Raw genomic sequence first — 12,997 nt, 5'->3', positions numbered from 1 at the left:
AATTCGCAACCCGAACCAGTGGGATACTCCCGCCAAATCGCAATCGGAAAATAGGGCGGATCGGTGCGATGCGCGACGATGCGAGTGAACGTGTTTGCCGACGACGATCGGGCCTCGCCTTCGAAAATTGATCAGTGGATTGAGCGTGCGGGCGCGTCAACCTTCATACATTCGTCCCGGCTTCGACGGATCTTCATCCACCGCCCGACGCGCATCTTCCGCCAGAAGCGGTCACGTCATTTCTCCCGTCGCGATCGCCCCGCGAGCGGCACCGCCGGCCACGAATCGATATCGACGAAAATACCCGTGTGTGAATCCTGCCGCCACACGCCGGCATGCGGGAGCCGGCCTGCACATTGGAGCGCCATGAAAGTCGAAAACTCGGAACTCGAAGCCTTCGTCGCCGTTGCGGAACTCGGCACGTTCCATCGCGCGGCGGAAAAGCTGCACCTGACACAGCCGGGGCTGTCGCGCCGCATCCAGAAGCTCGAACAGACGCTCGGCGTCGAGTTGTTCCAGCGCACCACGCGCAGCGTAACGCTCACGGGCGTCGGCCGCCAGTTCCTGCCGATGGCGCGCGAGCAGATCGCGCAGCTCGGGATGATGTTGTCGTCGATCCAGGAGATCGCGCAAAAGCGCTACGGCAAGGTGCGGCTCGCATCGATCCCGACGGTCGTCGCACAGGCGCTGCCCGACGTGCTGCGCCACTATGCGGCCAGGTATCCGCAGGTCGCCGTGCAGATCCTCGACGGCAATCACGACTTCGTGCTGTCGCAGGTGCGCGCGGGCATCGCCGAGTTCGGCGTGAGCCTGCATCCCGGCGACGACGACGATCTTGTGTTCGAACCGCTCTTCACCGACCGCTACGTGCTCGCGACCCACGAGGACGATCCGCTGGCGCGCGCGGACGCCGTCACGCTCGGCGAACTGCGGCACGCGAAGCTGATCATCGGCGGCCGCGACAGCGGCAATCGTCTGCTGCTCGAAATGCTGATGGGCCAGGAGGCGGTGCGAACCCGCTGGTTCTACGAGGTCGAGCACATCTCGTGCGTCGCCGCGCTGGTGGCGGCCGGCGTCGGCAGCGCGATCCTGCCCGAAAGCGCGCTGCGCGCGTACGGCTCGCCGGCGGTGCGCGCGGTGCCGATCGCGAGCCCGACGATCGACCGCACGGTCGGCATCGTGCGGCATCGCACCATCTCGATGTCGAGCTTCGCGAACGATCTCCTTGCGCTGGTGAAGGCAGCGTTCGCGTAACGCGGCGGGCGCGGCGGCGCTCGCATTGATGCCGGTTTCGCATGAATCGCGAGCCGAACGGCATTGGACGCCTGAAAAATGGCTGGCGACGATGGTGGCGAACATGAACGACGGACGCGGGCAGCACCCGTGTCCGGGCAGATTCCGGAGGAGCCACCATGCATTTCGACGTGATCCTGCGCCGCGGCGAGCTGATCGACGGCACAGGGGCCGCGCGCTTCGAGGCCGATCTCGGCGTGACGGGCGAGCGCATCGCCGCGATCGGCGACCTGGGCGGCGCGACGGCGGCACACACGCTCGACGCGAACGGCCTGGTCGTCGCGCCGGGCTTCATCGACAGCCACACGCACGACGACGCGTTCGTGCTGACCGATCCCGACGTCGAACCGAAGGTCGCGCAAGGCGTCACGACGGTGATCGCCGGCAATTGCGGGATCAGTCTCGCCCCGCTGCTCGCCGAACGCGACGTGCCGCAGCCGCTCGACCTGCTGGGTGCCTGGCAGTCGTTTCGCTTCCCGTCGTTTCGCGCGTATCTCGACGCGCTCGACGCAACGCCCGCCGCCGTGAACACGGCAGCCCTGGTCGGCCATTCGACGCTGCGCGTGCGGCACATGGCCGATCTCGATCGCGCGGCCAACGTGGCGGAGATCGCGGCGATGGCGGCCGACGTGCGCGAAGCGATGACGGCCGGCGCGTTCGGCGTCTCGTCGGGCACCTTCTACCCGCCCGCGGCGGCGGCGACGACCGACGAGCTGATCGACGTGTGCGCGCCGCTGCGCGAGACGGGCGGCGTGTTCGCGACGCACCTGCGCGACGAAACCGACGCGATCATCGCGTCGCTCGATGAAGCGTTCTCGATCGGACGCGCGCTCGACGTGCGCGTCGTGCTGTCGCATCACAAGGTGGCCGGCAAGGCCAACCACGGCCGCTCGGTCGAAACGCTCGCGCATATCGACGCGCAGCGCGCACGGCAACCGCTGTGCATCGACTGCCATCCATACCCCGCCACGTCGACGATGCTGCGCGCGGATCGCATCCGCCAGTCGTCACGCGTGATCCTCGCTTGGTCGAAGCCGCATCCCGAGCTCGCGGGCCGCGACTTCCACGAACTGCTGCCGCTGTTCGGCGATTCCATCGACGCCGCGATCGACGCGCTGCGCCCCGCCGGCGCGATCTACTTCGTGATGGACGAGGCGGACGTGGAACGCATCATGCGCCACGAACTGACGATGATCGGCTCCGACGGCCTGCCCAACGACATGCGCCCGCACCCGCGGCTGTGGGGCACGTTCCCGCGCGTGCTCGGCGAATTCTCGCGCGAGCGCGGCCTGTTCCCGCTCGAAACCGCCGTGCGCAAGATGACGGGCCTCACGGCCGAGCAATTCGGCATCACGGCGCGCGGGCGGCTCGCGGTCGGTCATTACGCGGATCTCGTCGTGTTCGATCCCGCCCGCGTGATCGACCGCGCAACGTTCGCGAGCCCGACGCTGCGGCCTGAAGGCATCGAGCACGTGTTCGTCAACGGGTGTGCCGTGCTCGAACACGGCCGGCACACCGGCGCGCGCCCCGGCCGGGCGCTGCGCCGTGGACGCTAGCATCGGCCGATCGATGGCACGCCTGTCCGTCGTCGCGAAGGCCGCCGCCCGCGCGGCCGTCGCCCCGGAATCAACCTGCACGGAGTCACCATGACCAATTCCAACGGCATCCCCACGCCGCGCGGCATGCAAACCGGCGCGGCCCCGCACGCGGACCCCGCCGCGCCCGGCCTCGACGCGCTGTACGCGCGCCTGAGTCGGCGCATCATTCCGCTGATCCTGGTCTGCTATTTCTTCGGCTATCTCGATCGCGTCAACGTCGGGTTCGCGAAGCTGCAGATGGTGACGGACCTGCACCTCACGGACGCCGCCTACGGCGTCGGCGCCGGGTTGTTCTTCGTCGGCTACCTGCTGCTGCAGGTGCCGGCCGGCTGGCTCGTGCGGCGGATCGGCGTGAAGCGCTGTCTCGCCGGCTCGATGCTGACGTGGGGCGTCGTGTCGGTCGCGACGCTGGCGACCCGCGACACCGCGAGCTTCTATGCGCTGCGCTTCCTGCTCGGCGTGACCGAGGCCAGCTTCTTTCCGGCCGTGATCGCGTACTTCAGCGTGTGGTTTCCGTCGCACCGGCTCGCGAAGGTCATGGCCTTCCTGTTTCTCGCGATGCCGCTGGGCGTGATCGTCGGCGGCCCGCTGTCGGGCTGGATCATGGACGCGACGCATGGCGGCCTCGGGCTGCGCGGCTGGCAGTGGATGTTCCTGATCGAAGGGCTGCCGGCGATCGTGCTCGGGCTGTACCTGCTCGCACGCGTGACGGAGCGGATCGACGACGCGACCTGGCTGACCGACGCCGAGAAACGGATGATTCGCGCGGAGATGGCGCAGGAAGCGGCCGGCAAGCGCACGAAGCTCGGCGCCGCGCTGCGCGAACCGACGCTGTGGCTGCTGTTCGCGACGTCGTTCCTCTACAACGTCGGCAACTACGGGCTGGTGTTCTGGATGCCGACGATGATCAAGGCGCTCGGTTCGCTGAGCAATCTCGGCGTCGGCCTCGTCAGCGCGATCCCTTATCTGGTCGCATCGGTCGCGATGGTCGCGAACGCACAGCACTCGGTGCGAACCGGCGAGCGCCGCTGGCATACGGCGCTGCCCGTCGCGATCGGCGGCGTCGCGCTGCTCGCGAGCCTCGGCATGCGCGCACATCCGGTGCTCGCCGTCATGTGCCTGACCATCGGCGTGGCCGGCATCATGAGCACGCTCGCGATGTTCTGGAGCTTGCCGTCGCGGATTCTCGCCGGTGAAGCGGCCGCGGGCGGCGCGGGGCTCGTCAACATCGGCGCGGCCGTCGCCGGGTTCGTCGGCCCGACGCTGATGGGCTACGCGACCGGATTGACGGGCAGCACCGAACTCGGCGTCGCGCTGCTCGCCTTCACGCTGTTCGCCGCCGCCGCGCTGATCCTGTCGATTCCGCGCCGGCTGATGGTGCGCACGTGAACCCGGTGCCTTCGATGCGCAGCGCGCTCGCGCTGGCGGCCGGGATTCGTGCGGGACGCGTGAGTACCGTGTCGCTCGTGCAAACCGTGCTCGCCGATATCGCCGCGCGCGACGACGCGATCCATGCCTGCGCCCGCACCTTCGACGAGCGGGCGCTGCGCGACGCGCTGCGGATCGATCGCCTCGTGCGTGACGGACGCGATCCCGGGCCGCTGGCAGGCGTGCCGTTTCTCGTGAAGTGGAATATCGACGTGGCGGGCTACACGACGGTCGCCGGCTCGCCGGCGCGCGCCGCGTTGCCGCCCGCCGTCGCCGATGCCGCGATGGTCGCGCGACTCTGCGCGGCCGGCGCGGTGCCGATCGGCGCGACGCACATGGACGAACTCGCGTGCGGTGCCACCGGCGTGAATCCGCACTATGGCGCCGTGCGCCTGCCAGCTGACCCGGCGCGCATGACGGGCGGTTCGTCGAGCGGCTCGGCCGCCGCCGTCGCGGCCGGCTACGTGCCGCTTGCGCTCGGCAGCGACACCAACGGCTCGATCCGCGCACCGGCGGCGCTATGCGGCGTGTGGGGGTTTCGCCCGAGCGACGGGCGATTGTCGACGGTCGGGTGTCTCCCCTATGCCGAATCGCTCGACACCGTCGGCGGCTTCGCGAACGATATCGACGACCTGGCCGCGCTGTATGACACGCTGCGCGATGCGCATGCAGCGCCCTCGCAACCGGCTCGCGATCCGGCCGCGCCGCTTCGCGTCGCCGTGCTGACGGGTGACTTCGAACGACATGCCGATGCGGATGCGCAACGCGCGGTGCGGCGTGCGGCGGCGTGTCTGGATGCGGGGGAAGCGGTGCCGGTCGACAGCGACGAAGTCGCACGCGTGCGGGAAGCCGCGGTCACGATCTCGAACGTGGAGCTGGCCCGCAACCATCGCGGGTTGCTCGACGCGCCGGCGGCGCACGTCTCAGAACGCCTGCGGTCGCGCATCGCAACCGGCCTCGCCACGCCCGGCGCCGCCCATCGGGAAGCGCTTGCCTGCCGGGCCGCGTGGCGCGCGCGCGTCGAAGCGCTGTTCGCGCGCTACGACGTGCTGCTCGCGGCCGCGACGCCCTATGCCGCGCCGCTCTTCAGCGACGCGACCGTCGAGGTCAACGGCGTCGCGCTCGAACCGGCGAAGACGCTCGGCCTGCTCACGCAGCCGATTTCGTTCGCGGGGCTGCCGGTCGTCAGTGCGCCGTGCTTCGTGCGGGGTGAATTGCCCGTGGGCGTGCAGTTGATCGGCGCGCCGCAACGCGACGCGGTTTGCTTCGACGCCGCGCGGCAATTCGCGGCCGCGTGGCGCGGTATGCCCCTGTGGTGATCCAGGGTGCCAATTCTGCTTGCGGTTCGACCGTCCACGTCAGGGCGCACATACTGCGAGCAGTTGCTGCGGCAACCAATACTCGTCAAGTTGTGTGGAAGACGCTACGGATCGCAGATGTCGATACGCGCCCGCTCGCGCGATGGAAGAGAGGCGGTTCAGGATGCGTTGATGCTCGTCGGATCAGAACTGCCAATCCTGTTGGTGCATGAATTCTTCGAGATCAATGCATGGAATCTCGAAATGTGCACATACGTTGGGTATCTTCGCTGCATGCGGCTTGGGCACCAGCCCGTCGCCCGCGCGCTGCCATCCCTCTTCGGTCACGACCGTCCCTTGGCGAACCCTGGCGCAGGCAATGACGAACGGATCGGCGACCGGTGTGCCCTTGAGACGCTGCTGCTGCCCGATCAATGCCTGGAAATGCTTGATCTGCAAAATCGCCGCGACGAACCGCAGTTCATCCGCATTCGGCGTGGTGAACAGGGATCGATTGCCCCGCACCCAAGCCAATACATCCGCGCTTACGGCCTGTCGCTCGATCTCGTTCAATACTTCTCTCGTAGAAATGAGTCGACGCTGACCTACGAGCTTTTCGATACCATCCCAGATACTTCGGAACACACGCGGATAGAAATGTTGCAGCGAGCGAATGGAGCTGGTGTCGAACACATAGATCATGCACCGGCCCCATGAAGAACATGCTCTTCAAATCCCGCGAAGCTCTTGGGTTTGATACCAAGAAAGTCTGCTGCTTGCTCGAGCGTGATCTGATGCCGGTAGTGACGACCGACGACTTCTCGCGCAAAGCGGTCGCTAAGATACGCGCCTTGATTCGCGTAGTAGCTACCGCCCGTCGCCTCTCGGCGTTGCGCCGACCAGATCGTCGCCTTGCGCTTGTAGAACGCTTGACTGACTCGCCCCTGGTCGAGCATGCGCCGCAACACGGCTTCTCGACTCACCCCAAAATAGCCGGCCAGTTCGGCAAACGCCTCCTCGGACGCGGATTCAACGTCGGCGGGAAGCTCGGCCGCGAGACGATCGAATGCCGCGTGCGGAATCAACACATCCGCAGCTATGGCGTTGCAGAATCGCTCGATTTTTCTCTCGGCCTGAGGAAGCGCATCGATATAGCCGGAATCGAGCTTGCTCAGGCCGTTCATGCTCAGGAGCAGGTGCGCCAGTTCGTGCAGAAGACTGAATATCTGACGCGTCTTCGTCGTGCTGTTGTTGAGATAAATGATCGGGAATGCATCATCCATCAAGCAAAAGCCTGAAATCTCACGCTGTTTGAATGCCGACTTGAAGACGAAAATGCCGGCGTCCTCGATGGCTTTTCGCCATTGCTTGAGGGCGAGGTCATCATTACACCAGGACGCTTGTTCCTCGAGCGTGATACCGAGCGCACCACGAATCCGCTCCGCCTGCTGCGATACGGACTCCGATAGCGAGAGCGACAAGGATTTCCAGATCATGTCGGCCGCGGGATTGCGCTCGCCGAACACCTCCCTGAGCGATAGCTGAAACGCCTGCGCCTGCCGGATCTGCAGATAAGTATCGCGGGTAAGCGACTGCATATCCGCGTCCGGCAGCGTCCGAAATTCACGTTGGGGCACTTTCTCCTCGGGCGGAGCCGGAAGAAAGAAGACCGCAAGCGGCCTCTTGAAGACCTGATACGCGAGCTTTTCGAGCTGAGCATAGGTCGGCGCTCCCGCGCCCGCCTCCCAACCGGCAACCTCGGCCGACGAAAGGCGAAGCATGGTCGCCACTTCGTCGATCGACAGTCCGACCGTTTCTCTCGCCCAACGCAACACCTCGGGCTGAACGCCTTCGACGGGTTCTCGTTTCATCCTTGCTTCTCTATCGATTCAAGAGGCCAACATCAGCAGCATGATGGATACATGCGTCGCTCGCCACCGACACGCTCAGCGTGCACGAAACGCTCGCGCCGGCCAGGGCACGGGTTGCCGCCCGCGCAGGCGCTTCGAATCCATTTTAAATCATGGAGTTACAAGTTCGATCGGCGGCAACGCGCGAGCAAAGGCACCGATTCTCGACCGACGCTTCGCGCAGGAGTGACGCACACAATGTCGCCAATCGTGAAGTGCGATCCACCGGGCCGCATCCTGATTTTGCGAATCGAACGACATAGCGAGTATCCTAACAAACGCCGCATGTCGCTGAGCTGTCCGTCATTCGGCCTCGTCCACAACGTCGGCCTATCACCGACACCAACCGCCGTCACACCACCGATGGACTACGACGTAATCGTTCTGGGCGCGGGCATCGTCGGCGTCTCCGCCGCGCTGCACCTGCAGGATCGCGGCCGCAAGGTCGCCCTCGTCGACCGCGGCGCGCCCGGCGAAGGCACGAGCTTCGGCAACGCGGGGCTGATCGAGCGCTCGTCGGTCGAGCCGTATCCGTTCCCGCGCAGCCCGTTCACGCTGATGCGCTACGCGCTGAACCGCTCCACCGATCTCTACTGGCACAGCACGTCGCTGCCCGCGTTCGCGCCGTGGCTCGCGAGGTTCTGGTGGGAATCGGCGCCGCTGCGTCACGCGGCGGCCTCGCGCGACATGCTGCCGCTGATCGAGCGCTGCATCGTCGAGCACGACGCGCTGATCGCACGCGCCGGCGCCACCGAGCTGATCCGCGCGAGCGGCTGGATGGAAGCGTTCCGCACGCCGGCCGCGTTCGAACGCGCCGTCACCGATGCGGGACTCACCGCGCGCCGCCACGGGCTCGGCATCACGCCGCTCGATGCCGCGACACTGCGCGCGCAGGAACCGAGCCTCGCGCCCGGCTTCTGCGGCGCGCTGCACTGGCTCGATCCGAAAAGCGTCGTCGATCCGTCCGCGCTCGTCAAAACCTACGCGCAACTCTTCGTGCAAGGCGGCGGCACGCTGCTCACCGGCGACGCGGCGAGCCTCGACGCGCTGTCGCCCGGCTGGCAGGTCACGACGGACGACGGCAAGATCGCCGCGCCGGCCGTGGTCGTCGCGCTCGGCCCGTGGTCCGACACGGTGTTCGGCAAGTTCGGCTACAAGATCCCGCTGCGCGAGAAGCGCGGCTATCACATGCACTACGCGCCGTCCGAACGCGGCGCGCCGTCGGCGCCGATCGTCGATCGCGAATACGGCTACGTGATCGCGCCGATGCGGCGCGGCTTGCGGCTGACCACCGGCGTCGAGATCGCCCGGCGCGGCCTGCCGCCGACCGGCGTACAGCTCGAGCGCGCGGAACGCGTCGCGCGCCCGGTGTTCGGCTTCGGCGAACGGCTCGACCCGCAGCCGTGGCTCGGCTTCCGGCCGTGCACGCCCGACATGCGGCCGGTGATCGGCCCCGCGCCCGCGCATCGCGGGCTGTGGTTCTCGTTCGGACACAACCATCACGGGCTCACGCTCGGCCCCGTCTCCGGCCGCCTGCTGGCCGAGATGATGACGGGCGAAGCGCCGTTCACCGACCCAACGCCCTACCGCGCCGACCGCTTCTGATTGCGCTCGCCCGCGCTCAGTCGAGCGCGCGGCCGAAGATCCGGATCACCTCGTCGAGATGCTCGGCCATCGCACGGCGCGCGGCCTCCGGGTCGCGCGCACGGATCGCGTCGAGGATCGCGCGGTGTTCGAGCTCCGAGCGGTGCGGCATGTCGTTGGGCATGTACAGCGACTGCAGCCGCTGGAACATCAGGTCGTACTTGTGCGCGAGCAGCTGCTTGATCATCAGCGCATACGCGGGGTTGTCGCTCGCTTCCGCGATACGGATATGGAACAGCCGGTCGCCCGGATGCGTGAGCGAGCCGCTGCGGTTGTCTTCCTGGTTGCGCAGGAACGCCGCGTGAATCCCTTCGATCTGCGCGTCCGAGCCGTGCTTCGCGGCGAGCGACGCGGCTTCCGGCTCGATCAGCCGGCGCGCCTGCAGCAGCGCGAACGGCGGGATTTCGGTATCGAGGTCGAGCGCGATGCCGAGCTCGGGATCGATCTCGACGACCGGGAACGGCGCAACCTTCGTATCGGGCCGCGGCTCCGGCGCGGCCGCCGCCTCGGTTTGGCGCACCTTCACGCCGTCGCCGACGCGCACGCTGACGAGCCCGCTGACTTCGAGCGCGATCAGCGCCTCGCGCACCGACGTGCGCGACACGCCGAACTGCTCGGCCAGTTCGCGCTCGGGCGGCAAATAGCTGCCCGGCGGGAAGTCGCCGGACTCGATCATCGTGCTGAGCTTGTCGGCGATCTGCTGGTAGAGGCGGCGGTTCTGAATCGGCTGGATGGACATACGTTGATACAGGTAAGCGATTGCATTGCGGACGGTCTGACGAATGGAGCGCGCGCGTCGGGCCGTTCGCGCCTATTTTATATGCGGGGCTTCGAATCGCCGGGCAGCGCATAGCAACGCGCGGCCGTGCCGCCCCACAGCGCGTTGCGCTCGGCCGCCGACAACCGCGCTTCGGCCCAGCGCTCGACCAGCGACGCCACTTCGTCATACGACGCCGCAAGCAGGCACACGGGCCAGTCCGACCCGAACATCAGCCGCTGCGGGCCGAACGCGTCGAGCGCCGCGTCGAGGCATTGCTCGATGTGCCGGATGTCCTGCCCGCGCAGGCCGCGCCGCCAGTCCGTCTCGGTCACGAACCCGGACAGCTTGCACACGACGTGCGGCAGCGCGCCCAGCTCGCGCAACCCGGCACGCCAGCGGGCAAGCGCAGCGCCATCGCGGTGGAATTCGGCGACGGGCGGCTTGCCGGCATGATCGAGCACGAGCCAGTGCGCATCGTGCCGCGCGCAGAACGCGCGCACGTCGGGCAACTGGCGCTCGAACACGAGCACGTCGTACACATAGCCGTTCGCCTGCAGCCACGCGACACCGCGATTGAACGCGGGATCCGCGACGAACGCGCCGACGTCGGCTTCGTCCTGCACCTGGTGACGAAAGCCGCGCAGCTTCGGGCTGCGCCATTCGGCGATGCGCTCGGCGAGTTCCGGCGCACCGAGATCCTCCCAGCCGACCACCGCCGCGATGTGCGCGTCGTCGCGGGCGAGATCGAGCAGGAACGCCGTCTCGTCGCGCCCGGCGCGCGCCTGCACCGCGATCGACGCGCCGAGCGCCTGTGCATGCATCTGCGGCCACAGCGCGTCGGGCAGGTAGTCGCGGGCGAGCACGCCCATGCCGGGACCGATCCACGGATAGTCGGCCGCGCGGTAACGCCAGAAGTGCTGGTGGGAATCGATACGCACTGCGCCCATGGTGTCCTCGTGATTCACCGTTGCCCGCCGCGTCACGTCGCGCTCAGTCGTACAGCACCGCCGTGATTTTCGGGTCGTCGATATTGGTCTTGTCGTACCAGTAGAAACCGGTATCGATGACCTTCGGCAGCTTCTCGCCCTTGACCGACTTCACGGCCGCCTCGACCGTCTTGTAGCCGATCCCGACCGGGTTCTGCGTGATCGCGCCGGCCATCAGCCCGCTGCGGATCGCGTCCTTCTGCTGCTTGCCCGAATCGTAGCCGATGATCACGACCTTGCGCTTCATCTCGCGCACGCCGTTCACCACGCCGATCGCCGAGCCTTCGTTGGTGCCGAACAAGCCCTTGAGCTTCGGATACGCCTGCAGGATCGACTTCGTCACTTCGGTGGACTTCAGCTGATCGCCCTCGCCATACTGCACGGTCACGACCTGCACCTTCGGGTGCGCGGACTTCATCCGTTCGAGAAAGCCGTCGCGGCGGTCGATGCCCGTGCGGCTCGTCTGGTCGTGCGCGACCACGGCCACCTCGCCTTCGTCGCCGATCAGCGCGGCGAGCTTGTCGGCGGCGAGCGCGGCGGCGGCCTTGTTGTTGGTCGCGGCGGTCGTCACCGGGATGTCGCTGTCGACGCCCGAGTCGAACGCGATCACCGGAATCTTCTCGGCCTGCGCCTTCTTCAGGAGCGGCAGCGCGGCCTTGCTGTCGAGCGCCGCGAAGCCGAGCGCGGCCGGCTTCTTCGCGATCGCGGCGGACAGCATGTCGATCTGCTTGTCGACCATCGCCTCGGTTTCGGGGCCTTCGAATGTCACCTTCACCTTGTAGTCCTTCGCGGCCTGCATCGCGCCCGCCTTCACGGCCTGCCAGAACTGATGCTGGAAGCCCTTCGAGATCAGCGGGATGTAGGATTCCTGCGCCTGCGCGCCGGCCGTCGCGCCGACGGCGAACGTCAGCCCGACGATCGCGTTCAACACCTTGCTCCTGATCACTTCGCGTCTCCTTGGTTGGTATCGACTGAAATGCCGGCCCGGCCGGCGGTGAAGCGCCTGCATGTTCGGGTTCGTGCGTGCATGCGTCAGCGGCGGCGCCGGCGCAGGATGTCCACGTAGACGGCGAGGATGATGATCACGCCCGTCACGACCGTCTGCCATTCCTGCGCGACCGACATGATGCGCAGGCCGTTGGTCAGCACGCTCATGATGAACGCGCCGATGATGGTGCCGACGATGCTGCCCGCGCCGCCCGACAGCGACGTGCCGCCGATCACGACGGCCGCGATCGCGTCGAGCTCGTAGCCCTGCCCGAGCGCGGGCTGCGCGGAATTCAGCCGCGACGCGATCAGCAGCCCGGCGATCCCGCACACCGCGCCGCTGAACGTGTAGACGGCGATCTTCCACGCATCGACATTCACGCCGGACAGCCGCAGCGCTTCCTCGTTGCTGCCGAGCGCGAACGTGTAGCGGCCGAAGATCGTCCGGTTCAGCACGATCGACGCGCCGACCGCGACGAGGAACAGGATCAGCACCGCGTTCGGGATCGGCAGCGCGGGAACGAGGCTGCCGATCAGCGAATCCTGCGCGATCGACGTGAAGCCCGGCGTGTCGTTGAAGTAGATCGGCCGCGTGCCCGAGATCACGAGCGACAGCCCCTTGAGCAGCATCATCATGCCGAGCGTCGCGATGAACGGCGGCACCTTCATCTTCGCGATCACGAAGCCCGACACGCTGCCCGACAGCGCGCCGAACAACAACGCGGCCAGGATCCCGAGCGGCAGCGGCATACCCCACTTCGTCAGCACGACGCCGGCCATCACCGCGCAGAAGGTCATCAGCGTGCCGACCGACAGGTCGATGCCCGACGTGATGATCACGTACGTGCACGCGACGGCCAGCACACCGTTCACGGCGGTGGCCTGCAGGATCGTCACGAGGTTGTCGACTTCGAGGAAGTTCGGCGACGCGAAGCTGAAGAACACGATCAGCAGCACGAGGCTCGCGAACGCGAGCAGCTTCTGCCGCGCGGCCGGGTTGAAGAAGCGGGCACGGAGGCCCGCTGCGCCGGCCGGCGTGTCGCCGGTGGCAAGAGGCGGAACGGGATGCGTATCGTTGGACATGATCGGGTAA

Annotated in this window: 11 protein-coding genes; 5 read left to right on the top strand and 6 right to left on the bottom strand. The window is 67.2% G+C overall.

Going from position 1 to position 12,997, the window contains the following annotated elements; genetic code table 11:
- The first annotated feature begins 366 nt into the window (after positions 1-366).
- From DIE16_RS02590 to DIE16_RS02575, 4 genes are all read left to right on the top strand, one after another.
- Positions 367-1,254: a LysR family transcriptional regulator gene (locus tag DIE16_RS02590; RefSeq protein WP_124891714.1), complete on the top strand. Its 888-nt coding sequence runs from the start codon at positions 367-369 to the stop codon at positions 1,252-1,254.
- A 158-nt stretch (positions 1,255-1,412) separates the two neighbouring features.
- Positions 1,413-2,849 carry an amidohydrolase family protein gene (locus DIE16_RS02585; protein WP_124891713.1) on the top strand — a complete coding sequence of 479 codons (1,437 nt, stop codon included), beginning with the start codon at positions 1,413-1,415 and terminating at the stop codon, positions 2,847-2,849.
- Positions 2,850-2,939: 90 nt separating this feature from the next.
- A complete protein-coding gene (locus tag DIE16_RS02580) occupies positions 2,940-4,280 on the top strand; it encodes an MFS transporter (protein WP_124891712.1) in 1,341 nt (446 codons plus the stop codon).
- A gap of 14 nt (positions 4,281-4,294) precedes the next feature.
- Entirely contained in the window at positions 4,295-5,638 is a 1,344-nt protein-coding gene (locus DIE16_RS02575) for an amidase family protein (RefSeq protein ID WP_124891793.1), read from the top strand.
- 183 nt (positions 5,639-5,821) lie between these two features.
- Here the strand turns inward: DIE16_RS02575 and DIE16_RS02570 are convergent, their stop codons facing one another.
- Positions 5,822-6,319 carry a PIN domain-containing protein gene (locus DIE16_RS02570; protein WP_124891711.1) on the bottom strand — a complete coding sequence of 166 codons (498 nt, stop codon included), beginning with the start codon at positions 6,317-6,319 and terminating at the stop codon, positions 5,822-5,824.
- Entirely contained in the window at positions 6,316-7,488 is a 1,173-nt protein-coding gene (locus DIE16_RS02565; RefSeq protein ID WP_124891710.1) for an XRE family transcriptional regulator, read from the bottom strand. The genes DIE16_RS02570 and DIE16_RS02565 overlap by 4 nt, the downstream gene beginning before the upstream one ends.
- A gap of 402 nt (positions 7,489-7,890) precedes the next feature.
- On the opposite strand from DIE16_RS02565, the gene DIE16_RS02560 reads away from it, so the two are divergent.
- Entirely contained in the window at positions 7,891-9,132 is a 1,242-nt protein-coding gene (locus DIE16_RS02560) for an FAD-binding oxidoreductase (protein ID WP_124891709.1), read from the top strand.
- Between the two features lie 16 nt (positions 9,133-9,148).
- Here DIE16_RS02560 and DIE16_RS02555 read toward each other — a convergent pair whose 3' ends face one another.
- From DIE16_RS02555 to DIE16_RS02540, 4 genes are all read right to left on the bottom strand, one after another.
- The gene (locus DIE16_RS02555; protein WP_124485218.1) at positions 9,149-9,910 is read right to left on the bottom strand and encodes a FadR/GntR family transcriptional regulator; all 762 of its coding nucleotides are present in this window, start codon (positions 9,908-9,910) and stop codon (positions 9,149-9,151) included.
- Between the two features lie 77 nt (positions 9,911-9,987).
- Complete coding sequence (locus DIE16_RS02550) at positions 9,988-10,878, bottom strand: amidohydrolase (RefSeq protein ID WP_124891708.1); 891 nt, start codon at positions 10,876-10,878, stop codon at positions 9,988-9,990.
- 43 nt (positions 10,879-10,921) lie between these two features.
- Positions 10,922-11,863, bottom strand: a complete 942-nt coding sequence (locus tag DIE16_RS02545; RefSeq protein WP_124485216.1) for an ABC transporter substrate-binding protein — start codon at positions 11,861-11,863, stop codon at positions 10,922-10,924.
- Between the two features lie 86 nt (positions 11,864-11,949).
- A complete protein-coding gene (locus DIE16_RS02540; protein WP_044847795.1) occupies positions 11,950-12,987 on the bottom strand; it encodes an ABC transporter permease in 1,038 nt (345 codons plus the stop codon).
- Between the last annotated feature and the right edge of the window lie 10 nt (positions 12,988-12,997).

This window comes from Burkholderia sp. Bp9090, from assembly GCF_003857985.1.
In the GTDB taxonomy this organism is placed as follows: domain Bacteria; phylum Pseudomonadota; class Gammaproteobacteria; order Burkholderiales; family Burkholderiaceae; genus Burkholderia.
Note: the sequence above shows the minus strand (reverse complement) of the source record. Positions and strands in the feature narration are given on the sequence as shown.

What these genes read in the sequence shown, in the direction of transcription:
- DIE16_RS02590 (WP_124891714.1), top strand. Translation starts at nt 367, where the DNA reads ATGAAAGTCGAAAACTCGGAACTCGAAGCCTTCGTCGCCGTTGCGGAA.
- DIE16_RS02585 (WP_124891713.1), top strand. Translation starts at nt 1,413, where the DNA reads ATGCATTTCGACGTGATCCTGCGCCGCGGCGAGCTGATCGACGGCACA.
- DIE16_RS02580 (WP_124891712.1), top strand. Translation starts at nt 2,940, where the DNA reads ATGACCAATTCCAACGGCATCCCCACGCCGCGCGGCATGCAAACCGGC.
- DIE16_RS02575 (WP_124891793.1), top strand. Translation starts at nt 4,295, where the DNA reads ATGCGCAGCGCGCTCGCGCTGGCGGCCGGGATTCGTGCGGGACGCGTG.
- DIE16_RS02570 (WP_124891711.1), bottom strand. Translation starts at nt 6,319, where the DNA reads ATGATCTATGTGTTCGACACCAGCTCCATTCGCTCGCTGCAACATTTC.
- DIE16_RS02565 (WP_124891710.1), bottom strand. Translation starts at nt 7,488, where the DNA reads ATGAAACGAGAACCCGTCGAAGGCGTTCAGCCCGAGGTGTTGCGTTGG.
- DIE16_RS02560 (WP_124891709.1), top strand. Translation starts at nt 7,891, where the DNA reads ATGGACTACGACGTAATCGTTCTGGGCGCGGGCATCGTCGGCGTCTCC.
- DIE16_RS02555 (WP_124485218.1), bottom strand. Translation starts at nt 9,910, where the DNA reads ATGTCCATCCAGCCGATTCAGAACCGCCGCCTCTACCAGCAGATCGCC.
- DIE16_RS02550 (WP_124891708.1), bottom strand. Translation starts at nt 10,878, where the DNA reads ATGGGCGCAGTGCGTATCGATTCCCACCAGCACTTCTGGCGTTACCGC.
- DIE16_RS02540 (WP_044847795.1), bottom strand. Translation starts at nt 12,987, where the DNA reads ATGTCCAACGATACGCATCCCGTTCCGCCTCTTGCCACCGGCGACACG.